Source organism: Sphingomonas bisphenolicum (assembly GCF_024349785.1).
Lineage (GTDB): Bacteria > Pseudomonadota > Alphaproteobacteria > Sphingomonadales > Sphingomonadaceae > Sphingobium > Sphingobium bisphenolicum.
Map to the genome: position 1 here is coordinate 362,098 of NZ_AP018818.1, position 25,144 is coordinate 387,241.

A 25,144-nucleotide genomic window follows, 5' to 3' on the forward strand; every position below is an offset into this window, starting at 1 on the left:
CGGCCATTTTTTCGTCAGGGCCGCGTCGTCCATATCCAGCGCACCGCATCGGTCAGCGCCGTGCCGCCCGCCTGCATCCGCGCATCGACCCTGTTTTCGCCCTTGGCCAGATCGATATCCCAGCTGGCGATATGGTCGTCCACCGGCACGCGGGTCCATGCTCCGTCATTCAGGCGCAGCTCGACCGCCGGTTGGTTGGAAAAGACCTGCACCTTCACCCGCTGCGTCCGCTTGGCGACGTCGCGGCGACTGGCGATGTGCAGCATCGGCGCATCCGACCAATTGGCCTGATACCAATAATAGGCATCCTTGCGGACCTTGCGATCCTCGCTCACCAGCCCCTTGTCGTTGATCGCGGGACGATCACCCTCATTGCGCTTGAACGACGGGAAATCGATCCCGACCCAGACGAAGGTCGACCAGAGGAAGGGCCGCGTCTTCATCTCGCGCCAATGTTTGATGTGGAAATCGGTCTGATATTGTTCGGGATGCCAATAGCCATTGGATTCCGGCCGCTTCATCACCGGGTCTTCCTGATGCAATATGCTCGCCCCCGCGCCATATTCGCTGACGCCGATCGGACGCCCCGGTAGCTTCGCGTGCAATTCGTCGGCCCAGGGACCAATGTCTTCCGACTTGGTCCAGTACCAGCCGAAATAGCGATTGTAGGACACGGTGTCGCTATGCTGTGCGATCGGGTCGCTATCCTCCAGGCAGCAATGGGCATAGGTGGTTGGCCGGGTCGGATCGAGCGCCTTGGCGGTCGCCTGCAACGCCGCGAGGATGCGGTTGGACGCCGCATCCGACTTGCGGATTTCATTCCCGATGCCCCAGAGCGCGACCGAAGGATGATTGCCCGTCTGCGCGATCAGTTCGCGCATCTGCTCGACCAGATTCTCGCGAAAGGCATCCGACGGGTCATGATCGTCGATCAGCGGCACTTCGGTCAGCAGCAGCAGGCCCAGTTCGTCGGCCCGTTCATAGACGCGCTGGGGATGCTGCATATGGGCCAGCCGCAGCGCGGTCGCGCCCATATCGGCGAAGATCGCCAGATCCTCGTCGATCTCCGCATCGGTGACGATCGGCCCGCGCCCGAAGCGGGTCGGATGCTGGAGGTTGACGCCGCGCATCGGATAGGGCGCGCCGTTGAGCAGCACCGTGCCATCGGGCTTGACCGTGAGGGTCCGCACGCCCAGCGGCACGCTCTGGCTGTCGATGATCGTGCCGCCCTCCACCACATCGGTGACGACATGGTAGAGATAGGGCGATTTGCGCCCTTCCCAGAGATGCGGATTGGGCAAGGACACAGACTGCCTCACCGCCTCCCGCGCGCCAGCCGCCAACGTTGCGGGCGCGACATGCCGGGCCACGATCTTGCCGGCCGCGTCCACGATCCGGCTGGCGATAGTGAACTGCGCGGGCGTGGCGCGGTCGTTGCGCACCGCCACGGCGACATCGATCGTGACGCGGCGCGGCTGGAGCGCGACCGTGCGCGCCTGCACCCCCGGCCCGGCATGGTCGAGCCGGTCGATCGCCAGCGCATCGCTCTTGATCAGCGACACGCTGCGATAGAGGCCGCCAAAAATGTTGAAGTCGCCATTCAGCGGCGCGATATGGGTATCGCGGCTATTGTCGACCCGCACCGCCAGCAGGTTGCGCCCGGGCTGGAGCGCGTCGGTCGCATCGACACGAAACGCGGCATAGCCGCCCTGATGCGCGCCCAGCTTCCGTCCGTTCAGCCAGATGTCGGCCTTCAGCGTTGCGCCGCCGAAATGCAGCAGATAGCGCTTGCCCGGCTCCGGCTGGTGATCGATTTCCAGCCGATACCAGGCAGGGCCGCGATAATAGACGCCCTCCGGCTCACCGCGCGCCTTGGCCCCGCCGACGCCGCTATCTTCAGCGTTATAGCTGTGTGGCACGTTGACCGGCGTCCAGGCGCGATCATCCAAATCGGGCGTTTCCGCTCCGGCCGCATCCGCCTTGACGAAACGCCAGCCCGTCGCGAGCGGCGTTTCGGTGGCGGCCTGAGCAACGCCAGGCAGCAGCAGGGCAAGCGCGAAACCATGGCGCATCGTCATTCCTTTAGCTCAAAGTCTGGATATCGCCGATCTGGATGCCGCTGCTCGCGGTCGACCGGATCGCCGTGTCGCGGGCATGGCGGGACCGCAGGCCATCTACCATCGCCCCCTGCACGTCGTCGAACAGGATTGCGGGGCGCGCATCCGCCGCCTCCACGTCGAAACTGACGTCGCGCAGGCTGATGTTGCGGGCGTGGCGCACATAAAGGCCGTGTGCGGGGAAAGCGCCCATGAAACTGGGCTCCAGGCTGCTGGCGGGCCGTTCGGGGATAGTGCGGCGCGCATCCGCCTCGCTGCCGCCGCCGGCCGAACGGACATGGACGTTGGAGAAGCTGACATCCTCGATCGGTTCGCCCGGATTGCCGACGATACCACAGGCATAGGGGCCGGATGCGCCGGAGACATTGATGTCGGAAAAACGCACCCGGCGCACCTTTGACGGACCCGTGCCACGCGGAGAACGGTTGCGCGCCGCCAGTCGCACGAAAATCGGATGGTTGACCGGATTGCGCAGGTTGATGTCGCTGAAGGTCACGTCTTCCAGCACCCCGCCGTCGATCGCGCCTAGTTGCAGCCCGCGCGTATGGTCGCAGGTGCAGCCCGATATCAGGATGTTGCGAAAGCCCGTGGCGGAATCGGTGCCGAGCTTGATCCGCCCCAGCACGCCGACATCGTCGACCGAGCGATAAGGCGAGGGACGATAGCTGCCAGCGACGATCGATCCCAGATCATAGCCGCTGGTCTTGCAACCGATGATGGTGACATCCTCACAAAAGACCGGTTCATCGAGCGCATAGCTGCTCTTGAGGACGATTGCGTCATCCTTGGGCGCGTTGACGATGCAGTTGCTGATCCGCACGTCGCGGCAACAGTCGATATCGATCCCATCGCGGTCGGTGTCGACCGTCAGATTGTCGATCGTGACATTGGTCGATCCCAGCACATAGCAGGCGAAATGCCCGCCCTGCAGGATGGTGAAGTCGCGCAGCAGCACATTGCGACAGCGGCGCAGCGCCACCGCCTTGTTGCCACGCCCCTCATAAGCCATTTCGCGCGGGATCGCCCGGCGCGCCGCGTCGGCGGACAGGCCTTGTTCCCTGGGTGCCTTCCAGCCCTCTATGCCATGCCAGCGCGGCGCCGGCCCTTCCCGGTCCAGGCCGATGCCGTGGATCAGCCCGCGTCCGACGATCGCCACGTCGGTGACACCGTCGCCATAAATGAGGGCGTTGTGGAAATGGGCAACGCCATAATCGACATATTGTTCGTCATAGATGCCTTCGGGCAGGTCGTAGCGCCCCTTGTGCCGGCGCGGATCGGCGGCCTCGATCAGGCTGCCGGGCATCAGCAGCAAAGTGATGTAGCTTTTCAGGCGGATCGAAAAGCAGAGATAATGGCCCGGTGGCACCACCACCGTCCCGCCACCCGCCGCGCTCGCCGCCTCGATCGCGCGGTTGAAGGCGTCGGAATCGACGGCGATGCCGTCACCCTTCGCGCCATGGTCGCGGACATTGTGGAAGCCGCCCAGCGAGCCGGTGGCGCGGACGGGCGATGCCGCGAATGCGAAGGCCGCGCCCAATCCCAAAGTCATGGCGCGACGGCTGAACATCGCGCGGTCGATCACGCTGCTCATGCTGCGATCCTCTCATTATGTTGTATGACGTATTACATAATGAGGAAGATGTGCCAACCCTAAACCAGCGACCTACTGTCCAACTCGGTGACGCTTTTTGCGCCGCTCAGCGCCATCGACACCTTCATCCCCTGCGCGATCAGTTCCAGCAGACGGGTCACGCCCGCCTCTCCCTGCGCCGCCAGCGCGTAGATATAGGCGCGGCCCAGCAGCACGCCGCGCGCGCCCAGCGCCAGCATCCGCACCACGTCCAGTCCGGTCCGCACGCCGCCATCGACCAGCAGGGTCAGCTCGTCGCCCACTGCATCGGCGATGCCGGGCAGGGCGCGCGCGGTCGACACTGCGCCGTCGAGTTGCCGCCCGCCATGGTTGGATACGACGATGCCGTCGGCGCCGAAACGCACCGCATCGCGGGCGTCATCCGGATCGAGTATGCCCTTCACGATCATCTCGCCCTTCCACACGTCCCTGATCCATTCCAGGTCGGACCAGGTGATGGACGGATCGAAATTCTCCCCCAGCCATCCGATATAATCGGCCAGGTTCGTAGGCTGGCCACGATAGGCGGAGACATTGCCCAGATCGTGCGGCCGCCCTTGCAACCCCACGTCCCACGCCCAGCCCGGACGGCCCATCGCCTGCAGCATCCGGCGCAGCGGCGCATTGGGGCCGCTCATGCCCGAATGGGCGTCACGATAGCGCGCGCCGGGCAGCGGCATGTCGACGGTGAAGACCAGCTTGGTGACGCCCAGCGCCTGCGCCCGCTCCAGCGCGTGCCGCATGAAGCCGCGATCCTTGAGCACATAGAGCTGGAACCAGACCGGCCGGCCGCAATCCTCGATCACTTCGGTCACCGAGCAGACGCTGACGGTGGAGAGGATATAGGGAATGCCAGCGCGACAGGCCGCCCGCGCCACCTGCAATTCGCCGCGCCGGCGCATCATGCCGCCGAGGCCGATCGGCGCGAGCAGCAGCGGCATCGCCATCTTTTCGCCGAACAGCGTGGTTTCCAGACTCAGCGCAGACACATCGCGCAGCACCCGCTGGCGCAGCTTGATATCTGCCAGGTCGGCGCTATTGGCCGCCATCGTCTCTTCCCCGAACGCGCCGCCATCGACATAATCGAACAGGAAACGCGGCAGCCGCCGTCGCGCCGCTTCGCGATAGTCGAGCGGGGAGGAGATGATCATGCTGTAGCCCCTGGCTGGCGGTTATGGTCGAGTTGGAGCGTGAGATCGGCTCGGCCGGGCATTTCCGCCAATATATGCCGGGTCAGCCGCTCATAATGCTGGACGAAGCGATCGAGCTGCGCAGCGTCCATCGCGCCGCTCGCCTTGCTGGCCCACAAGGTCTCCTCCTGCTCGCCGCGCCAGTCACGCACAACGCCGAAGTCCGGCGCGGCGAGCAGAACCAGCCGGTCGATGCGGGCGAACAGTTCGGCATAGATGCCCCAGAGCTGGCGATTGACATGGCGCCGCCAGACCGTGTCCGGGTCTTCGATCCGCTCCAGCGCATTGATCGGTGCGGCGAGCGCCGATTCCGCCTGCGGCCGCGCGCCGACGCACCAGCCTTCGAAGATCAGGATATCGACGGGTCCGGCCGCCTCCTCCCGATCGAACGGCTCGTCCCGCCCCTTGTCGAACCGCGGCAGCAGCAGCGCCTCGCCAGCCTTGACCGAATCCAGAATCGCGATCCCCCGCAACGCATCATGGGTGCCCGGCACGCCGCGGGTGCGCAGCAGCGGATGCACCGTATCGGCCAATTGTGCCCGCGCCGTGCCGCTCAGATAGAGATCGTCGAGCGACAGGATCGCCGTCCGCCGCCCCTCCGCCTCCATCCGCCTTTGCAGGCCGGCGGCGAGCGTCGACTTGCCCGAACCCTGCGCGCCGCACAGGCCCAGAATCAGCGGCCCGTCGGCCGCCGCAAGCCAGGCCCGCGTCGCCGCTGCGATCCGGTCAAGCGACGGGGTCAAGCAGCGGCTCGCCGGCAAAGAAGCGATCGAGATTGTCCGCAACCTTCATCCCCATGGCGGTGCGCGCCTCGATCGTGGCGCTGCCCAGATGGGGCAGCAGCACGACATTGGGCAGGTCGATCAGGGTGGGATGGACGTGCGGTTCGTTTTCATAGACGTCCAGCCCCGCCGCCGCGATCCGCCGCTCCGCCAGAGCCTCAGCCAGCGCTCCTTCATCGACCAGCGACCCGCGCCCGGTATTCACCAGCACGGCATGGGCCGGCATTACCGCCAGCAACGCGGCATCGACCATGTGCCGCGTTTCCGCCCCGCCCGGTGCATGAAGCGACAGGACATCCGCCTGCTGCGCCAGCGCCCCCAGATCGGCGTAATAGGCGTCGGCCGGCATGTCAGCCGCAGGACGGCGGCTGTGATAGGCGATGCGCATCCCGAATGCCTGCGCCCGCCTGGCCACCGCGCGGGCGATCCGGCCGAAGCCGACCAGCCCCAACAGCTTGCCATCCAGCGACTGGCCGACAAGATGGGTCGGTCGCCACCCCGTCCAGTCGCCGGCGCGCAATTCGCGCTCACCCTCGGCCGCCCGGCGCATCGCCATCAGCATCAGGGTGATGGCGATGTCCGCGGTGGCTTCCGTCAACACGTCGGGCGTATTGGTAACGGCCAGTCCCGCTTCGCGCGCGGCGGCGAGGTCGATATGCTCATATCCCGCGCCATAATTGGCGATGATCCCTACCCGTCGTCCTTGGACGAGCAATATGTCGCGCGTCACCCGGTCGGTGACGGTCGGGCAGAGCGCATCATGATCGCACATTGCTTGGGCCAGCGCGACCGCATCCATCGGCCGGTCGCCTTCGTTCAACGTCACGTCATAGGATGCGGCAAGCCGCTGTTCGACTATGTCAGGCCAGCGACGGGTGAGCAGGATACGGGGACGAGCGCTCACAACAGGCCTCGGCTGGCCAGGTTGCGCATCAGCGCACCGGTCCCGAAACGCCATGGTTCGACCCGGTCGGTCGCCGTCACCCGATTCACCAAAGTCCCCAATGCATCGCAGCCAATCCGCACCTCGTCTCCTTCCGCATGGGTGAAGCCCCGTCCCGGCTCGCCCCGGTCCTGCGTCGGCGCGAACAACGTGCCGAGATAGAGGATGAGGCCGTCGGGATAGGGATGATGGGCGTTCACCGCTTGCGCCGCAAGCTCTGCGGGAGAACGGCTGATCTCCGCCATCGCCGATCGGCCCTCCATGAAGAAGCCGTCGCGGCCATGGACGGACAGGGTGACGGTGATCGCCTCCACCGCCTTGAGGTCGAAGCCGCCGTCGAACAGTCGAACGAAGGGACCGACCGCCGCCGCGCCAAGATTATCCTTGGCCTTGCCCAGCAGCAGCGCGGATCGCCCCTCAACATCGCGCAGGTTGACGTCATTACCCAATGTCGCGCCGATGATCCGTCCGTCCGAAGCGATCACCAGCACCACTTCGGGTTCGGGATTGTTCCAGACCGATGCGGGATGGACGCCGATGGCGCTGCCCGCGCCGACCGTCGCCATCGGCTGCGCCTTGGTGAAGATTTCGGCGTCGGGGCCGATGCCCACTTCCAGATACTGGCTCCAGGCGTTCGCGTCGATCAGCGTCTGTTTAAGCTGCGCGGCTTGCACCGATCCCGGCTTCAGGTCGCGCAGGTCGTCGCCGACCAGCGCGCGCACCTGCTCGCGGATTTGGACGGCGACCTCGGGATTGCCGCGCGCCTTTTCCTCGATCACCCGCTCCAGCATCGAGGTGACGAAGGTGACGCCCGCAGCCTTCACCGCCTGTAGATCGATCGGCGAGAGCAGCCAGGGCCGCAACGGATCGCGGCGTTCAATGGGGGTGTTGGCGAGGATGTCGATAAGGGGGCCGGCATCCTCGCCCTTCGCGTCGCGCAGCGCCTGCGCCGGGGAGACACTTTCGCACAGGTCACGCGCGGTCGCGAAGCGGGTGGAGATATCGGTCAGCCGATCGCCATCGACCCGCACCGGCGATGGCCCTTCGCAATCGGGACGCCAGATGCGGCCGAACAGCAGCGCGTCGGGATCGGCCGGCAGGATGGCGGCGGGGGTCAGGTCCATGACTCAGCGCCGCTGAAAGTCGGGCGCGCGCCGCTCGGCAAAGGCCGCGCGGCCCTCGGCGGCGTCGGCCGTGGCGAAGCAGATCGCCTGTAGGTCGCGCTCATAGTCGATCGCCTTGTCATAGGGCATCTGGTGCGCGGCGCGCAGGTTGAGCTTGGCCGTTTCGGCGGCGATCGGCGCGCGCTCTGCAATGGTCGCGGCGATGGCCTGCGCCCGGCCGAGCAACTGGTCGGGCGGCGTGACTTCGCTCACCAATCCCCATGCCAGTGCCTGCTCCGCGCTCACCATGTCGCCGGTGTAGAGCATCAGCGCGGCGTTCGACATGCCGATCGAATGGGCCAGGCCTACCGCCATGCCGCCGCCGCCGATCCAGCCCAGCTTGATCTCCGGCGCAGCGAAGCGGGCATTACTCGACGCGATGCGGATGTCGCAGGCCATAGCGGTTTCCAGCCCGCCGCCCAGCGCATAGCCGTTGATCGCCGCGATTACCGGCTTGCGGCAGGCGCGCAGCGCGTCGCAATAATCCTGCCGATTGCGAAAGTCCCAGGGGGTCGCATAGGCGTCCAGCGTCGAAATGTCGGAGCCGGCGGAAAAGGCCTTTTCGCCCGCCCCGGTGACGACCAGCACGCGCACCGCGTCAGAACTGTTGCATTCGCTGACCGCAGCGACCAGCGCCGCCGCCATGTCGGGCGTCATCGCGTTGAGCTTTTCCGGGCGATTGAGCGTGATGGTGGCGATGCGATCGGCAATGTCGAAGCGCAGTTGGGCGCTCATAATGGGGTTCCTTTGCGGTGATGGCGGTGGAAGGCCGCTTCGATGGCGTCCAGCACGGGATCAGCGGGGTCGCCATCGATCAGGCCGGCGCGAAAGCGGGTGGAGGCTTCGGTCTGGAAGGGGATGGCACCGTCATGGCGCGGGCGCAGGCTGGCTGCCTCCAGCGTAGCGCGCGTGCCGCTATAGAAACCGCCCCAGCGGGCATCGACTTGCGGATCGGCCCAGGCCGTACGGAGCGAGGGCTGCCCGTCCTGTGCTGGAATGAACTGGCGCTGGGCCTCCTCGCCCATCAGCCAGAGGAGGTGCGCCTTGAGCGCCGGGGTCATCGCGCAACGTCTCGACACGGCGATCCCGGTGCCGCCCAGGATCGATCCGATCCCTGCCGTCCCGCGTGGCGCATCGGCGAAACCTACGCGACCGGCGGCGGCATAGTTTACATAGCCGTAGATTAAAGGGACGAGGGCGATATCCTCGCCGGTCGCCATCGCTTCGAGCAACGCGATGGGATTGGCTGCAACAAATGCACGGCTTGTGGAGCCTGTGAGCCCCGCCATGATGGCATAGGCTTCGCGCCCGATCTGCCGATCGACAAAGGCATCCGCCGGGCGGGCGCCGCCCAGCGCGGCGACGATCGACTGGAAGGAGAGGATGGCGTGCGGCCCGGCGAGCGACAGCGCGACCGGCTGGCTGGCGGCAAGGTCGATCACTGCATCCCATGTCGTGGGCGGTCGATCGATCCGGTCGCGGGCATAGGCCATGACCTGCGTCGCCGCGTCGAGCGGCAGCGCCCAGTGCGCGTCGGCATAATGATAGCTGGCGAGCGAACGGCCGATCGCCGCCGTCTCCAGTTCTGCAAGCATCGTGGCGTCGAACAGGCTTTCCATCGGCAGCAGGCAGTCCTGCGCCACCGCCTCGCCGACATGGGGATGGTCCAGAACGATCAGGTCGTAGCGATCGGCGAGTTCCGCAATCGGCGCGGCTTCGAACCCTTCCAGAGAATGGCGGTCCCAGGCGATGGTCAGCCCCTGCCCAGGCGCTATGGAGCACGCGGCCGCCTCCAGCGCGCGATAGCCGCGCGGATGATCCCAGGTCAGGCCGCGATAATGGGGCAGGCTCATATATGCTGGCGCACCACGCCGGATTCGATCAGTTGCGCGATTTCCGCTTCGCTGCGGCCGATTTCCGCCAGCACGTCGCGGCTATGTTCGCCGACCAGCGGCGCGCCACGGGTGATGGCGGACGGCGTCCTGGAAAAGCGGATCGGAAAGCCCGGCACCTTTACCCGGCCTTCGGTCGCATGGTCATATTCGACGAAGGTGCCGTTGTGGCGGATCTGTGGATCGTCGACCAGGTCGGCATAGCCATAGACCGGCCCGCACCAGATATCGGCGGCGCGGAACGTTGCCAGCCAATGCGCCGTATCGCGGGTGACGAGATGCGTCTTCACTTGGGCGAAAATGGCGTCGCGCTGGGTCCAGCCGTCGCGTTCCTCGTCCAGCTCGGCGAAGAAGGGATCGTCCAGCACCTGCCCCAGCGTCTTGAGTGACGCCATCGCCAGCGTCATGTAGCCGTCGGCCGTCGCGAACACGCCATAAGGCGCGCGGATATAGCTGTGCGCATGGGGCTGCGCCGATCGCGTCTGCGCCTTGCCGCCGACGGTGAAGACCGACAATTCCTGCATCTGGAGCGTGGTGATGGCGTCGAGCATATTGACCTGCACCAACTGCCCCTCCCCCGTCCGTTCGCGGTGGAAAAGGGCGGCGAGTGCGCCTTCAAAGGCGGTATAGGCGGTCACGGCGTCAACCAGATATTGTCCGGCGGGCGATGGCGGCGCGCCGTCCGCCCCGGCCGAAAGCATCGCGCCGGACATGCCCTGAAGCAGCAGATCCTGCCCCGGATAGAGGCGGTAGGGACCATCCTCGCCATAGCCGGACATGGACACATAAATGAGGCGCGGGTTGATCGCCGACAGGGTCGCATAATCAACACCCAGCCGCTCGGCGACGCCGGGACGGTAATTCTGGAGAAAGATGTCGGCATCCTTCACCAGGTCGAGCAGCACCGCCTTCCCCTCGGGCGATTTGAGATCGATCGCCAGCGACCGCTTGTTGCGGTTGAGCGAGAGGAAGGAGACGTTGATGCTATTGCCGGTGGCGCCGCCCGCCGAAGCATGGCGCTGCCATTCGCCGCTGGTCGGTTCGACCTTGACGACGTCGGCGCCCATGTCGCCCAATCGCTGCGCCGCGAACGGCCCGGCCATGGCGATCGAACAGTCGAGAACGCGAATATCCTTGAGAATGGTCATTGATGGTCCTTCAGGCCATGACCCAGCCGCCGTTGACGTGCAGCGTCTGGCCGGTGATGAAGCCCGCCTCGTCGGCGGCGAAAAATCCGATGGCATGGGCGATATCGGCGGCGACGCCCCGGCGTTTGACCGCCTGCGCATCCAATACCATGCGGTTATACCCGACCGGGTCGGGGTGGATTTTTTCTGCGTCGGTCGGAAAGGCGCCCGGCGCGATGGCGTTGACGGTAATGCCGTCGGGACCGAATTCCCGAGCCCAGGCGCGGGTCAGGCCGACCAGCGCGCCCTTCGATGCGACATAAGGCGACAGGTTCGCCCAGCCGCCCGACAGGGTGATGCTGGCGATATTGACGATCCGACCGAAGCCCCTGGCCCGCATCTCCGGCAGCGCCGCCTGCACCGCGACGATCCCGGCATCGACATTGATCCGCTGGACCAGTTGATGCTCCTCGATGGAAAAATCCTCGAAGGGCCGGGACGGATAGATGGCGGCATTGTTGATGACGACATCGAAACCATCATGCTCAGCGAGCAGATCGTCGAGCGTTGCGCGGAAGGCAGCAAGGTCCGACAGGTCGGCGGTCGATACGACCAGCCGCCCCGGTCCCTTGCCGACGGCCGCTTCGGTCAGCCGCGCCACCTTGGCCGGGTCATTGTCCACCGCGATAACGGTCGCGCCGCCTTCGATCAGGAGCAGCGTCGTTTCGAGGCCAAGCCCGCCCGCCGCGCCGGTATAGAGGATCGTCCGGCCCTTCATGCCGCATTCCCGATCGGCGGATAGTGGCCGGAAGGCGCGGGATAGTCCTCATCGGGCTGCAACTGGACGCCCTCGATCCGCGCCACTGCGGCCGATACCGCGGCGGCATCGGGCAGGACGCGCAGGATCGTGTCGTAGCGGCGCTCTTCGCCATGCTCGAGTTCGATCAATTCGCCCCGTTCGCGTGCGAAATCCTTGCCCAGCACATGGTTGGTCGAGGGTTCGATCCCCACCGCATAATGGCCGGCGTGGAGATTCTGCCATTCGAACATGGCCGGAAACTGATCCTTGCGGGTCACGACCGAAAAGCCGAAGCCCAGCGCTTCGTTGACGATACCGACCTCGACCCGGCCGTCCGCATCGGGCGCCATGTCATGCTGCCAGACCTGTTCATGGAAATTGACGATCGGCGCGGGCAAGGTGCGATATCCCACGCCCTGCGCCTGATAGGCATCGGCATGAGCGGCCCACAGCACGTCGCGGATCGGCGCAACATAGCGCGCACCTTCCGCGACCACCGGATGACCGACGTTGATATGATAGCAGAACATGTGCGGCGTGCGGTAGAAGCCGTGATTGACCACGCGGTCGGTCAGACGGATCTCGTCGCCGCCCAAATCCGCCTCGATCCGGCGGATGAGATGCAGATCCTCGCCGAAGACGGTCGACTGGCGGACGACGCCTTCCGCCCAGAAGGTACAGGCGTCGCCGTCCCATTGCTCGCCATAGCCGGTGAGTTGCGCCGGAATGGTGCCGATGCGGCCGTGCAGCGAAGAAGACACCGTCTCTCGCGGGCCATAATGATAATGGCCGGCGGGATCATCGTGCATGAAGAGGATATGGTCGAGGCCGCATGTGATATTGAGACCGGACATGGAGCGGAACCAACCAAGCCCGCCCTCCCCTTCATACTCATGCAGGCCGGGATGGCGGAAGCCCGACGGCGAGTGCCAGCCGACGGCGCGCCCCGCATGGTCGCATTCGGCGATGTCCATGGCGCGGTCGACCAGCACGGTGAAGGCAAGCCCTGAGCCGGTGCGGAATCGCAGCATCCGCACGCCGCGCTCCACCCCATCCCTCAGGGTCATCAATTGCACGCCGGCAAATTGCGACAGCGCGCCGGATCGTTCGGCGATATGTCGTTTGGACACTTCGCCGCCATAAAGCCGGGCCATGATCAGCCTCTCCATCTTGTAAGACATATGATGAATATCTACACTGGACGGACTCGTCAACCGGGAGAAGGACATTGGGTGAGATTGTGCGACGTTGCTTCATGGTCGACCTGGTGGACGAGCCGGATTCGATCGCGCGCTATCGCGAATGGCACAAACCCGGCGGCCCACCGCAAGCGGTGAGCGATGCGATCCGCGCCGATGGCGTGACGGACCTGCAAATATGGATGATCGGCGACCGAATGGTGATGATCATGGAGCAGGATATCGCCCTTGCTCCCGACGGCGCAACCAAGAGGGCGCAGGATGCCGCCAATCCGGATGTCCAGGCCTGGGATGCCCTGATGCGAACGTTCCAGCGCCCTCTCCCATTTGCGCCGAACGTCACCTGGGCTGAAATGGAGCGAATCTACGCGCTCGACGAGCAACCCTGAGCCGTGCGCTATGTCTCGACGCGGGAACTGCGCCGTTTTGCCCAGGAAGATTCTATATGCTCGCGCATCGCACGGGCAGCCGCCTCCGGATCGCCAGCGACGATCGCGTCGTGGATGCGCCGATGCGCCGCCTGGGTATCGCGCACATGCGCGACGCTCAGCTTGCCGGCATAGCCATGGGTGTTGAGCGCCTTGCCTTGGATGCCGTCGATGATCGCCTTGCTCAGCCGGTCGCCCGAAATGCGCATGATGATGTCGTGGAAATGCACATCCTCATGCACATAGGCAGCAGGCATGTCGACCAGCCCTTCCAGCTTGTCGATCTGCGCCGTCAGTTCCGCCACGCTTTCGGGAGTCGCCTTTTTCGCCGCCTTGGCCGCCATCGACGCTTCAAGCGATGAGCGGATTTCGGAAAGATTGTCGAGATAGGACAGGCCGTCCTCGCGCCGGAACAAGGCCGCCAGGATCATCGGGTCCAGCAGGTTCCAATCGCGCGAATCGCGCACGATCGTCCCGCGTCCCTGCTGCGATACCACCAGTCCCTTCTCGGTGAGCGCCGTCGTCGCTTCGCGGACCACGGTGCGGCTGACGCCATAGAGGTCGCAGAGCATGTTTTCCGGTGGCAGCGCGGTGCCGGCGGGGTACATTTCCGTCACGATCGCATTGACCAGGTCTTCGACCACGGCCTCGGCCAAGCGGGGACGCCGCCGCACCCGCTGCGTTGCCGCCAAAGCCCCGCCGCCCAGTCTATCCTGCATGTATCTTCACGCCTTTTGTCATGCCTGCGCCCTGCACGACGCTAATTTCCAGCGTGGACCCGATTGACAAGCGCCGTCAAGACTTGTCAAACAACATAGATAATACATAATATGACTCGTGGCCGGTAACACCGGAAGGGTAGAGGACATCCCGATGAAGATTACAGGCTATCGCAGCCTCACAGCCTATCATGACTGGCGGCGGCCGGTCGGCGACGTGAACGGCGTCGTCGAATCCGGCATTACCGAAGTCCCGGTCCTGCTGCTCGAAACCGATGGCGGTTTGACCGGCATCGGCCTTGGCCAGCATGGCGAGATCGACCGGCTGTTTCCCGCGGTCGAGGGCGCGGACCCGCGCGCGGTGTCGAGCCTCTATGATTCGATGCTCGCCCACGTGTTCAAGAGCGGCCACGCCGGCGCCACCTTCGGCACAATCGCGGCGATCGACATGGCATTGTGGGATCTGAAGGCGAAGATGGCGGAAGAGCCGCTGTGGCGCACGCTGGGCGCGGGTGACCGGTTCGTGCCGGGCTATGCCTCCGGCCTGTGCTACGGCCTGGAGGACGATGCGTTCGCCGGTCATTATGGCGCCTGGGCCGATCGCGGCTTTACCGCAGCCAAGATCAAGGGCGGCCGCGATCTGGACCGTGACATCGGCCGGCTGGAAACGGTGCGCGACATCCTGTCGCGGAACAGCCACCGGCCCGCGCTGATGCTGGACGTCAACGAAGCCTGGAATTGCAAGCAGGCGATCCGGCACCTGGCCGAGATCGAAAAGAGGATCGACCTGACCTGGATCGAGGAGCCGGTGCGGCGATGGGACGCGGCGGGCCATGCCGCCATATCGCGCGCCGTCAAAACTGCGGTGGCGACGGGCGAAAATCTCTCCGGCCTCGAACAATATGCGCCGTTGTTCGACGCCTGCGCCGTCGACATCGTCCAGACCGGAAGCGTTTGGGGCATCACCCATTTCCACCGGGTGGCCATGGCCGCCCATGCGCGTGGCCTGCCCGTCTCGCCGGTCGCCTATAACGCCAATCCGGTCGCCCATGCCGCCGCGGCCGTACCCAACATGATCGGCATCGAAGTGCAGGATTTCGCTTTTCCCACGGGCTTCGACGTCGATCAGCAGATTGCCGATGGCGGCATCATATTGGGCGACCGGCCGGGACTGGGCATCGTGATCGACGAGGCGGCGATCGCGCAAAGCGTTGCCGGCAACGGCTGGAACGTGCGCGGGGGGCCGCATCGCAGGCCGCGCAATGCGGGGCTGCGCCTGGTCCCGGAAAGCCGGGCGGCCAACTGATGCACAGCCTCCCCGCCCCTGCCGACCAATCATCACCGGTCTGGGTGACCGGCGCGGCGCGCGTCCGGCTGCAATTGTCGCTGATGGTCAATTTCTTCCTGCTGATGGCGCTCTACAGCGGCGTGCTGGGCGTGCTTCTGCCCAATCAGATCGCAGAGCTGTCGCCCGGTGCGAAGGAGAACAACCTCGCTTTGCTGTTCGCCATCACATCGATCTTCTCGACCCTGGCGACGCCGATCGCGGGCGCCCTGTCGGATCGTACGCGTAGCCGCTGGGGTCGCCGCGCGCCCTGGATCGCCATCGCATCGCTGATCGGATCGCTCTGCCTGTTCGGCGTGTCGCTGATGACGAGCTTCTGGTCGCTGATGATCCTCTGGGTGATGGCCGCGATCGCCTATAACGCCATGCAACCGGCGATGACGACGCTGATCGCGGACCGGTTCGCGCCGGTGTCGCGCGGCGGCGTATCGGGTATCGTGGGCGCGGGCATGACCGCGGGGTTGACGGCGGGCACGGTGGTCGCCGGCTATCTCGCCGGGGAGCGGGTGCTGGCTTATGGGCTGTTCGCGGCTGCCATCGCCGCCTCCTGCCTCGCCTTCGTCGCGCTCAATCGCGAACCGCCGAGCGACACGATGCCCCGCCGCCCGATCCATTGGGGCAGTTTCTTCAAGAGCTTCTGGATCAGTCCGCGCGCGCACCCCGATTTCGCCTGGGCCTTCGCCAGCCGCTTCACCATCTATATGGGCTATCAGGCGGTCGCCGCCTATCTTCTCTATATATTGCGCGACTATATCGGCCTGGCCGACGGCGCGTCGAACATCGCCATCGCCAACATGGCGCTGCTCACCCTGGTCTGCCTGGTCGCTTCCTCCTTGATCTCGGGATGGCTGTCCGACCGGTGGCAGCGACGCAAGCCGTTCGTTGTTCTGGGCAGCCTGATCATGGGTGTGGCGATGACCGCCCCACTGCTGGCGCCCTCGATGACCGGCATGTGGGTTTATGCCGGCGTGATCGGCATCGGCTACGGCATGTTCATGTCGATCGACATGGCGCTGATGACGCAGGTGCTGCCGAAAAGCGCGCTGGGCGACGAAGGCAAGGATTTGGGCGTGCTGACCACGGCGGTCAATATTCCCCAGATTCTCAGCCCCGTCATGGCCGCCATCCTGCTCGGCATGTTCGACAATGACTATCGCGCGATCTTCATCGCGGCGCTGCTGTTCGTGTTCGGATCGGCGCTTTGCGTGCTGCCGATCCGCTCGGTGCACTGATTCATATTATGTATTACGTCATTTGACATATGCTGTGCGGTGCGCCATAAACACCGACAATAAACATAGGGAGAGTGGAAGATGACAAAGGTGGGTAAGGTCCGTCTTGCGAGCATGGTGGCGGCGTCGGGCCTGGCGCTGACGATCGGCAGCGCAGCCTGTGCGCAGGACGCCGCGGCACCCCAGGGCAGCGATCCGGCGACGAGCGAGGACATCATCGTCACCGGCATCCGCGCCAGCCAGAAGGCGTCGATCGACATCAAACGCGACTCGATCGGCGTGGTTGATTCGATCGTGGCGGAGGATCTGGGCAAGCTGCCCGATCAGAATGTCGCCGAATCCCTGCAGCGCGTCGCCGGCGTCACCATTGAGCGCAACCGCGGCGAGGGTCGCTACATCACCGTTCGCGGCTTCGGTCCGAAGTTCAACGCCGTCACCGTCAATGGCCGCACGCTGGCCACCGACAATAATGGCCGCGAATTTTCCTTCGACGTGCTGCCGTCCGAAATCATCGCCGGCGCCGATGTGTTCAAGTCGCCCCAGGCGAACCTCAACGGCTCCTCCATCGGCGCGACGGTGGACGTCCACACGCTGCGGCCGATCGACCAGAAGGAACAGTTCGCCTTCAGCGGCTCGGCCGGGCAGATGTGGGCTGAACTGGCCGACAAGTTCAATCCGGAAGTCTCCGGAGTCGCGTCCTGGCGCAATGCGGACCGGACCATCGGCCTGTCACTGTCGGGCGTCTATACCAAGCGTCAGACCCGCAACGACGAATTCACGATCGGCGCGGGCCATGTCCGCCGGTCGAGCGGCGACTCCTATTATCGCGCCAATGGCGTGAATGGTGGGCGTATCGGGCCGGACGTAGCGCCCTTCAGCAATGTTTCTATGCCATCGAACCTGTCGCCCTTCTTCTTCGAACGTGGCCTGGAGCGCTATGGCTTTTCCGGTTCGTTGCAGGTCCGGCCCACCGATACGCTCACCGTTACGCTCGATGGTCTCTACTCCAAGGCCAAGTTTACCGAGCAGCAGACCGGCTTGGCCTACGATTTTTCCGGCGGAACCTTGGTCGAACAAGTCGTCGAGGATGGCGAGGCCGTCTATCAGCGTTATCAGGGCGGCTTCGTCGACCAGATCCTGCAATATGACCAGCGCAACGTCACGACCGACCAGTTCGGCGTCAATGTCGAATGGAAGCCGGCCGACAATTTCAAGCTGAAGCTCGACGCTTCGCGGTCCAAGGCCGAGCGGCGCGGCAAGGAGAATAATCTCTTCACCACCATCCGCCGCAAGAATATCGACCTCTGGTATGATCGGCGCGGCGACAGCCCGATCTATGATTATGGCTTCACCAGCCCCAACTATCCCAATGCCGCGACCAATCCGCAGGGGATCACCGCCCATTATTATATCTGGGGCGGCGGCACCGATGTCGATGACAAGATCAGCGAATATCGCGCAGATACCGAATGGAAGGCGACGTCGAACCTGACCCTCTTCACCGGCGGCATGATCGCCAATCGCAAAAAGCGGCTGACGTCGGACGAAATGCCCTTTGGCGAGCAATGCGCCTATTGCGGGTCCGACCGGCTGTTGCCGACCTCGTTGTTCAGTTCCACCAATCGCAATTTCTTCCAGGGTACCGGACCCGACAATATCATCCGTGACTGGGTGATCTACAGTCCGCAGCAACTGGTCGGCGTGATCGACCAGTTTGCGACGGAGGATGGCAAGACCTTCAACCCGGCGACTTTTTCGCCATCGGCCTCCTCGGTAATCGATGAAAAGGTGAAGATCGGCTATGTGATGGCCAATTTCGAAACCATGCTCGGGGCGATGCCGCTGACCATCAATGCCGGGCTGCGCTACGAAAACACCGATTACACCTCATCCGGCGCATCCAGGACTATCTTGAGCGCCAAGCCGCGCCTGGATGCCAATGGCAATCCCACCGGCCAGAACGACATCGTCGTATCGGGGGTGGTGCCCATCAGCTTCCGCGGCAAATATGACGACTGGCTGCCGTCGCTGAACATCAAGCTGGAGGCGGCCGATGATCTGATCCTGCGCCTGTCCGCATCGAAGGTGATGACGCGTCCGACCCTGACCGACCTGTCGCCGCGCCAGTCGATCCAGACCAATCCGGGCAATGAGACGATCAGTCGCGGCAACCCGGACTTGCAGCCGTTCCGCGCCAAGCAGATCGAGGCTGGCGTCGAATGGTATTTCGCCGATTCCTCCCTCTTGTCCTTCGCCGCCTTCTACAAAAAGATCGATTCCTTCGTGGCCCTTTTCACCACCCCGCAAAAGGTCGATCAGGTGACCTTCCAGGTGACGGTGCCGGGCAACGGCAAGGGCGCGACGGTCAAGGGTTTCGAGGTCGGCTATCGCCAGGCCTTCACCAGCCTGCCCGCGCCGTTCGACGGCCTGGGCGTGCAGACCAGCTTCAACTATACCCAGTCCAACGCCAACTATACCAATGCCGTCGCCAACGTTTCCTATGGCCTGGAAGGCTTGTCCAAATATAGTTACAGCCTCGTCGGCTTCTACGAGAAATATGGCGTGCAGGCGCGCGTTGCCTACACTTGGCGCGACAAGTTCCTGCAGGTGGCAGTGGGCCGCAACGGCGAACCGGAATATTTCGACGCCTATGGCCAGCTCGATGCCGGCCTGTCCTATGAAGTGACGCCGAACTTCACCGTCTTCGCCGACGCGCTCAACCTCAACGACGCCAAGGAGTTCATCTACTCCGTCAGCGCGGACCGGACGAAGGAATATCGCAAGACCGGCCGTCGCCTGTCCGCCGGCGTCCGCGTCCGCTTCTGACCCTGGAGGGCGGGGCCAGACCCCGCCCTCCGCCGCATCGAGGACGATCATCGATGAAACTCGGTTCGGTCGCGATCCTTTGCGCCCTGATGCTGACCGCCCTGCCATCAGCCGCGCCGCTGGCGGAAAACAACCTCCCCCGCTCGCGCGTCATCGTGCTGACCGATGTCGGGTCGGACCCCGACGATATGGAGTCGATGGTCCGCTTCCTGCTGTACGCCAATGATTTCGACATCGAAGCGCTGGTGCCATCCACGTCGCGGCACCTGAAGGATAGCGTCCATCCCGAGCAAATCCTGCGTCGCATCGACGCCTATGCGCAGGTGCTGCCCAATCTCAAGGTTCATGCCGATGGCTGGCCGAGCGCCGACGCGCTGCGCGCCGCGGTCAAGCCCGGACGCCCGGAATATGGCATGGCGGGGGTCGGCGCGGGCAAGGATACGGCCGGGTCCGCAGCGATCATCGCCGCGGTCGACAAGCCCGATCCCCGCCCCGTCTGGATCACGGTCTGGGGCGGCGCGGTTGATCTGGCGCAGGCGCTATGGAAGGTCCGCGAAACCCGCACGCCCGAAGAGGTGGGGAAGTTCGTGGCGAAACTGCGCGTCTATTCCATTTCCGATCAGGACAATGCCGGCCCCTGGGTCAGGCGCATGTTTCCCGACCTGTTCTGGATCGTGAGCCTGACCGCGCACCGCCATTATAACCTGTCCACCTGGGGCGGCATATCGGGCGATCGCATGTATTATTTCGACGGGCCGGACTTCACCACCGTGTCCAAGGAATGGCTGCGCGAAAATGTGCAGATCGGGCCACTGGGGTCGCTCTATCCCGATTATCAGTTCATCATGGAAGGCGACACGCCCAGTTTCCTGTACCTGATCCCGAACGGCCTGGGCCACCCGGACCATCCCGATTATGGCAGTTGGGGCGGCCGCTATGGCAAGGTTTCAGAGTGGGACGGCGTCTGGACCGACACCAGCGATCTCGTGATCGGCGCGGACGGCCGCACCCATCAGACCAACAAAGCGACCATCTGGCGCTGGCGCGACGCCTTCCAGCATAATTTCGCCGCGCGCATCCAATGGTCGCTTCAGGCGAACTACAAGGGCGCCAATCATGTCCCGCAACTGGTCCTCAACGGGATCGCCGGCAATGCGCCGGTCGAGATGGCGGCCAAGGCCGGCGACGTCGTGCATCTGTCCGCCGCCGGATCGCGCGATCCCGATGGCGATCGGGTCGATTATAGCTGGTGGCAATATCGCGAAGCCGAGGCGGTCAATCGCAATACCCGCATCGAATTGCAGCGCGGCGATCCGCTGGACACGCGCTTCGTTGCGCCCCAAGTCGAGGAGAAGACCCGCTTTCATGTCATTCTGGAGGCGCGCGACCTGGGCAAGCCGGCCCTGACCAGCTACCGGCGGGCCATCATCACCGTCACGCCCTGACCCAGAACGCAGACCATTGTTGCTACGCTGCCGCATATATGTGGTGGCGCCATTCGTCATTCCCCCGGCCCGTGCGGCGCTCAATCTCATTTTCATGAAATTTCGTATCTATGAATATTTCATCTATGCGAATTTAGTCCGATGCTCTAGGAAGAGTCGGGAGAGGCAAGGTTGAAGGGGATAGGATATGCCGGTCATTCATCCGAACTGGGAACGGCCACCCGTCAACATGGTCGATGGCTATTCGCTGGAAATGACGGCGAAGGACGTGGACTCCCTGCGTGATGCAGCGCCGTCCATCGCGCCCGAAACGCCCGTGGCCGTCACTTTCCTGCCCGGCGAGGATTTCGCGGCCCGCATCGCCGCGACCAAGCTGGTCCGCAGCCTGGGCTTCGAACCCATGCCGCATTTTTCGGCGCGGCGGATCACGTCAGCCACCGAGTTCGAGGCGTATCTGGCGGCGGCCGTGGCGGAAGCGGACGTGCGGCGCTGCTTCGTGATCGCCGGCGACCCGTCTGAAGCCGAAGGCCCCTACGACGACAGCAGCGCGCTGATCGCCAGCGGTGCGTTCGAACGCGCGGGCATCCAGGCCATCGGCATCGGCGGGCATCCCGAAGGCCATCCCAACATGACGCCGGACCAATGCTGGTCGGTCCTGCTCGACAAATGCACCGAGATCGGGCGCCGCGGCATGGCGCCGCTGATCGTGACGCAATTCGTGTTCGACGCCGATGCCGTCCTGGCCTGGCTGACCGAGTTGCGCGCGCGTGGCATCGATGCGCCGGTGCGCATCGGCGTGCCGGGACCGGCCGGCATCAAGACGCTGATGCGCTTTGCCGCGCGGTGCGGCGTCGGGGCGTCCGCTTCGGTGCTCGCAAAATATGGTATTTCCATTACGAAGCTGCTCGGCACCGCTGGTCCCGACAAGCTGGTCGAGACGTTCGAACAGGCGCTGGGCGAGGAGCATGGGCGCGTAAGACTGCATTTTTATCCCTTTGGCGGCCTGGAAAAGACGGTCGCCTGGATCAACGACTATGCCCGCGCGCATTGACGCAGACGGACAAGTGGGAGGATTGACGTGACGACTATCTATACGCTGCGATTGCAATGCGACGACAAGCCCGGCCTGGTGGCGAAGGTCGCCGGCTATCTGGCCGGACACGGCTGCAACATCGTGGATGCGCAGCAGTTCGACGATGCGATGAACAACACCTTCTTCATGCGCGTCGCGTTCAAGCCCGGCGCGGGCGAGACGCTGGACGCGCTGCGCGACGGTTTCGCTCCGATCGCCGCGGAAGCAGGCATGGAATGGTCGATGGCGGACCAGGCCACGCCCAAGAAGGTCGTGCTGATGGTGTCCAAATGGGACCATTGCCTGGGCGACCTGCTCTATCGCCAGCGTATCGGGGAACTGCCGATGGACGTGGTCGGGATCATCTCCAACCATCCGCGCGACGTGCTGCATACGTCGCTGATCGGCGACATGCCCTTTTTCCACTTCCCGGTGACCAAGGACAGCAAGGCGGCCCAGGAAGCGCAGATCAAGCAGGTCGTCACCGACACCGGCGCGGACCTGGTGGTGCTGGCCCGCTACATGCAGATTTTGAGCGACGACCTGGCCGGCTTCCTGTCGGGCCGCTGCATCAACATCCATCACAGCTTCCTGCCAGGCTTCAAGGGGGCCAAGCCCTATCACCAAGCCTATGAGCGCGGCGTCAAGATGATCGGCGCGACCGCCCATTATGTGACCGCCGACCTGGACGAAGGCCCGATCATCCATCAGGATGTCGAGATGATCGGCCATGCCGACGTGCCCGACGAACTGGTCCGCCGCGGCCGCGACATCGAGCGGCGGGTGCTGGCCGAGGGGGTGCGGTTGCACCTGCAGGACCGGGTGTTCATGAACCAGTCGCGCACCGTCGTCTTCCGGGGCTGATCCATGAGCGAGATGATTGACGGGCGGGCGATGGCGCGCGCGCTGTCGGACCGGACGGCCGCGGATGTCGAGCGGCTGAAGGCAGACGGCGTCGATCCGACGCTGGCGGTCGTGCTGGTCGGCGCCGATCCCGCGAGCGACATCTATGTCCGGCGCAAGATCAGCGAATGTCGCAGGGTCGGCATGGGATCGATCGAGCGGCGCATGGCCGCCGATTGCGGCGAACAGGCGCTGCTCGACATGATCGATGCGTTGAACCGCGATCCCGGCGTGCATGGGATATTGGTGCAATTGCCGCTGCCGGCGGGTATCGATGCCGGGCGGGTGCTGGATCGCATCGCGCCGGCCAAGGATGTCGACGGCTTCCATCCCGTCAATGTCGGGCGATTGTCGACCGGGTCTCAGGGTTTGGTGCCCTGCACGCCGCTGGGCATCATGATGCTGCTCGATAGCGTGATCGACGATTATCGCGGCTTGAACGTCGTGGTGATCGGCAAGTCCAACATCGTCGGCAAGCCGGTGGCGATGCTGCTGCTGGAGCGAGAGGCGACGGTGACGGTGACCCATATCGAGACGATCAACCTGCCCGACATAGCCCGTGCCGCCGATGTGATCGTGGCGGCGGCGGGCGCGCCGCATCTGGTGCGCGGCTATTGGGTCAAGCCCGGTGCGGTCGTCATCGACGTCGGCATCAGCCGGGTGGTGGATCATGACGGGAACAGCCGGATCGTGGGCGATTGCGCGACCCATGAACTGGACCATGCCAGGGCGGTGACGCCGGTGCCCGGTGGGGTCGGCCCGATGACCATCGCCTGCCTGCTGAGCAACACGGTGCTGGCCGCACAGAGGAGCATAGCCTGATATGGCACGCGTCACCACCAAAGTCCGGGTCAAGGAGTTGCCGCTGCTGGCCGATATCGGCATCAACCCCGATGAGATCGGCCGTCGCCAGCCGCTGGTCATCACGGTCCAGTTGCTGCTGTCCGGCGGCGCGGTCGAGGGGATCGGCGAAACCATCGACTATCGCCGGATCGTACGGGCGGCCGAGGCGCTGTCCGAATTGCATATCCCGCTTATCGAAACCTTCGCCCACCGGCTGGGCGCGGAGTGCCTGAGCTGGCCCGGCGTGGTAGAGGCCTGCGTCAATGTCGACAAACCCTTCGCCCTGACCCGCGGCATGGCCGGGGTCGAGGTCGTCGTCCGCAAGGATTAGGGTCGGGCGCGATCGAGAATGTGCTGCGCCTGTTTGAGGTGCGGCCGGTCGATCATCTTGCCGTCGAGGCGTAATGCGCCCGCACCGGGATTGGCGGCGAAGGCGGCAACGATCGCGCGGGCGTGGGCCAGCTCTTCCGCCGTCGGGGTGAAGCCCGCATTGATCGTGGCGACCTGGGCCGGGTGGATCGCCATCATGCCGATAAAGCCATCGCGCCGGGCGCGCGCGACATAATCGGCGAGAGCATCGGGTGCGTCGATGCGGGGGAAGACGGTTTCGATCGCGGGGACATGGGCGGCATGGGCGCCGAACAGGGTGAGCGCGCGGACCATTTCATAGGGCGCAGTGTAGCGGCCATCCGCATCGCGCGCGGTCGCTGCCCCGATCGCGGCGGGCAGGTCTTCGGCGCCCCATGTCAGGCCGGCGAGATGCGTAGTCGTCGCGGCGTAGCTGCCCAGTTGGAAGATCGCGGCGGGAGTTTCGGTCGCGATCGGCAGGATCGGCGGCGGGTTCGCGCCGATCAGCGCCAGCAAGGCCCTGACGCTGGCCGCGCCCTCCGCCTTGGGCAGGACCAGGCCGTCGGGACGACCCGGCAGGACCGCCGCGAGATCGGCAACGGTCTGGTCGCCGTCGAGCGGATTGACGCGTACGAAGCCGGGGATCCTCCGATCCTCCGCCAGCCAGTCGGCGACGGCTGCGCGCGCCTGCGCCTTGCGTTCCGGTGCGACCGAATCCTCCAGGTCGAGGATCAGCGCGTCGGCGCCGCTGGCGGCGGCCTTGGCGAAGCGATCGGGGCGGTCCCCCGGCACGAAGAGCAGCGAGCGCAGCGTCATGCGTCGGATCGTTTGAGCAGGGCCATGCGCAGGCATTGGCAGACGATTTCGTCGCGCTGGTTGCGCAGGCGGTGGGTGAAGGTGACGATGCCTGCGCCGGGGCGGGAACGGCTGGGCTTGAGGTCGGTCACTTCCGTTTCGCAGCGCATCGTGTCGCCGATGAAGACCGGATGGGGCATGACCAGCTTGTCGTAACCCAGATTGGCGACCAGCGTGCCGAGCGTCGTGTCCCCCACCGACAGGCCGACCATCAGCGCGAAGGTGAAGGTGCCGTTGACGAGGATCTGGCCGAACTCGCTGGCCTTGGCCGCTTCCTGACCCACGC

General features: G+C 64.8%; 22 protein-coding genes and 1 pseudogene. 9 read left to right on the plus strand and 14 right to left on the minus strand.

The window, feature by feature from the left end:
• Window positions 1-14: 14 nt before the first annotated feature.
• The 11 genes from SBA_RS20050 to SBA_RS20100 are packed head-to-tail and all read right to left on the minus strand — an operon-like array spanning window position 15 to window position 12,797.
• Window positions 15-2,078, minus strand: coding sequence for a glycoside hydrolase family 2 protein (locus tag SBA_RS20050; RefSeq protein WP_261937392.1), 2,064 nt, complete (start codon window positions 2,076-2,078; stop codon window positions 15-17).
• Window positions 2,079-2,082: 4 nt separating this feature from the next.
• The gene (locus SBA_RS20055; protein ID WP_261937393.1) at window positions 2,083-3,708 is read right to left on the minus strand and encodes a rhamnogalacturonidase; all 1,626 of its coding nucleotides are present in this window, start codon (window positions 3,706-3,708) and stop codon (window positions 2,083-2,085) included.
• A 59-nt stretch (window positions 3,709-3,767) separates the two neighbouring features.
• Complete coding sequence (gene lldD, locus SBA_RS20060; RefSeq protein ID WP_261937394.1) at window positions 3,768-4,898, minus strand: FMN-dependent L-lactate dehydrogenase LldD; 1,131 nt, start codon at window positions 4,896-4,898, stop codon at window positions 3,768-3,770.
• Window positions 4,895-5,680: a kinase gene (locus SBA_RS20065; protein ID WP_261937395.1), complete on the minus strand. Its 786-nt coding sequence runs from the start codon at window positions 5,678-5,680 to the stop codon at window positions 4,895-4,897. The genes lldD and SBA_RS20065 overlap by 4 nt, the downstream gene beginning before the upstream one ends.
• Window positions 5,664-6,623, minus strand: coding sequence for a 2-hydroxyacid dehydrogenase (locus SBA_RS20070; RefSeq protein WP_261937396.1), 960 nt, complete (start codon window positions 6,621-6,623; stop codon window positions 5,664-5,666). The genes SBA_RS20065 and SBA_RS20070 overlap by 17 nt, the downstream gene beginning before the upstream one ends.
• Window positions 6,620-7,786, minus strand: coding sequence for a fumarylacetoacetate hydrolase family protein (locus tag SBA_RS20075; protein ID WP_261937397.1), 1,167 nt, complete (start codon window positions 7,784-7,786; stop codon window positions 6,620-6,622). Before SBA_RS20075 ends, SBA_RS20070 begins: the two co-directional genes overlap by 4 nt.
• A 3-nt stretch (window positions 7,787-7,789) precedes the next feature.
• Window positions 7,790-8,560: an enoyl-CoA hydratase/isomerase family protein gene (locus SBA_RS20080; protein WP_224546998.1), complete on the minus strand. Its 771-nt coding sequence runs from the start codon at window positions 8,558-8,560 to the stop codon at window positions 7,790-7,792.
• A complete protein-coding gene (locus SBA_RS20085; RefSeq protein ID WP_261937398.1) occupies window positions 8,557-9,678 on the minus strand; it encodes a type 2 periplasmic-binding domain-containing protein in 1,122 nt (373 codons plus the stop codon). Before SBA_RS20085 ends, SBA_RS20080 begins: the two co-directional genes overlap by 4 nt.
• Window positions 9,675-10,865 (minus strand): CaiB/BaiF CoA transferase family protein, encoded by a 1,191-nt coding sequence (locus tag SBA_RS20090; RefSeq protein WP_261937399.1) that lies wholly within the window; start codon window positions 10,863-10,865, stop codon window positions 9,675-9,677. Before SBA_RS20090 ends, SBA_RS20085 begins: the two co-directional genes overlap by 4 nt.
• Window positions 10,866-10,875: 10 nt before the next feature.
• A complete protein-coding gene (locus tag SBA_RS20095; RefSeq protein ID WP_261937400.1) occupies window positions 10,876-11,622 on the minus strand; it encodes an SDR family NAD(P)-dependent oxidoreductase in 747 nt (248 codons plus the stop codon).
• Window positions 11,619-12,797 (minus strand): aldose 1-epimerase family protein, encoded by a 1,179-nt coding sequence (locus SBA_RS20100; RefSeq protein WP_261937401.1) that lies wholly within the window; start codon window positions 12,795-12,797, stop codon window positions 11,619-11,621. The genes SBA_RS20095 and SBA_RS20100 overlap by 4 nt, the downstream gene beginning before the upstream one ends.
• Window positions 12,798-12,898: 101 nt before the next feature.
• Between SBA_RS20100 and SBA_RS20105 the strand changes: the two genes are divergently transcribed.
• Window positions 12,899-13,231, plus strand: coding sequence for an L-rhamnose mutarotase (locus SBA_RS20105; RefSeq protein ID WP_261937402.1), 333 nt, complete (start codon window positions 12,899-12,901; stop codon window positions 13,229-13,231).
• An 8-nt stretch (window positions 13,232-13,239) separates the two neighbouring features.
• On the opposite strand, the gene SBA_RS20110 is transcribed toward SBA_RS20105, so the two are convergent.
• The gene (locus SBA_RS20110) at window positions 13,240-13,989 is read right to left on the minus strand and encodes a FadR/GntR family transcriptional regulator (protein ID WP_261937403.1); all 750 of its coding nucleotides are present in this window, start codon (window positions 13,987-13,989) and stop codon (window positions 13,240-13,242) included.
• A gap of 154 nt (window positions 13,990-14,143) precedes the next feature.
• On the opposite strand from SBA_RS20110, the gene SBA_RS20115 reads away from it, so the two are divergent.
• From SBA_RS20115 to SBA_RS20150, 8 genes are all read left to right on the plus strand, one after another.
• A complete protein-coding gene (locus SBA_RS20115; protein WP_261937404.1) occupies window positions 14,144-15,295 on the plus strand; it encodes a mandelate racemase/muconate lactonizing enzyme family protein in 1,152 nt (383 codons plus the stop codon).
• A complete protein-coding gene (locus tag SBA_RS20120; protein ID WP_261937405.1) occupies window positions 15,295-16,566 on the plus strand; it encodes an MFS transporter in 1,272 nt (423 codons plus the stop codon). The genes SBA_RS20115 and SBA_RS20120 overlap by 1 nt, the downstream gene beginning before the upstream one ends.
• An 81-nt stretch (window positions 16,567-16,647) precedes the next feature.
• A complete protein-coding gene (locus tag SBA_RS20125) occupies window positions 16,648-19,392 on the plus strand; it encodes a TonB-dependent receptor (RefSeq protein WP_261937406.1) in 2,745 nt (914 codons plus the stop codon).
• Window positions 19,393-19,445: 53 nt separating this feature from the next.
• The gene (locus tag SBA_RS20130) at window positions 19,446-20,837 is read left to right on the plus strand and encodes a DUF1593 domain-containing protein (protein WP_261937407.1); all 1,392 of its coding nucleotides are present in this window, start codon (window positions 19,446-19,448) and stop codon (window positions 20,835-20,837) included.
• Between the two features lie 187 nt (window positions 20,838-21,024).
• Window positions 21,025-21,888 (plus strand): methylenetetrahydrofolate reductase, encoded by an 864-nt coding sequence (locus SBA_RS20135; RefSeq protein ID WP_261937408.1) that lies wholly within the window; start codon window positions 21,025-21,027, stop codon window positions 21,886-21,888.
• 27 nt (window positions 21,889-21,915) lie between these two features.
• Window positions 21,916-22,773 (plus strand): formyltetrahydrofolate deformylase, encoded by an 858-nt coding sequence (gene purU / locus SBA_RS20140; RefSeq protein ID WP_261937409.1) that lies wholly within the window; start codon window positions 21,916-21,918, stop codon window positions 22,771-22,773.
• A gap of 3 nt (window positions 22,774-22,776) precedes the next feature.
• A complete protein-coding gene (locus tag SBA_RS20145; RefSeq protein ID WP_261937410.1) occupies window positions 22,777-23,634 on the plus strand; it encodes a bifunctional 5,10-methylenetetrahydrofolate dehydrogenase/5,10-methenyltetrahydrofolate cyclohydrolase in 858 nt (285 codons plus the stop codon).
• Window position 23,635: 1 nt separating this feature from the next.
• Complete coding sequence (locus tag SBA_RS20150; RefSeq protein ID WP_261937411.1) at window positions 23,636-23,986, plus strand: dihydroneopterin aldolase; 351 nt, start codon at window positions 23,636-23,638, stop codon at window positions 23,984-23,986.
• Here the strand turns inward: SBA_RS20150 and SBA_RS20155 are convergent.
• Window positions 23,983-24,819: an HpcH/HpaI aldolase/citrate lyase family protein gene (locus SBA_RS20155; protein ID WP_261937412.1), complete on the minus strand. Its 837-nt coding sequence runs from the start codon at window positions 24,817-24,819 to the stop codon at window positions 23,983-23,985. The genes SBA_RS20150 and SBA_RS20155 overlap by 4 nt on opposite strands.
• A pseudogene (locus SBA_RS20160) lies at window positions 24,816-25,136 on the minus strand (MaoC family dehydratase); the annotation flags it as partial. The gene SBA_RS20155 and the pseudogene SBA_RS20160, both read right to left, overlap by 4 nt.
• Window positions 25,137-25,144: the final 8 nt, after the last annotated feature.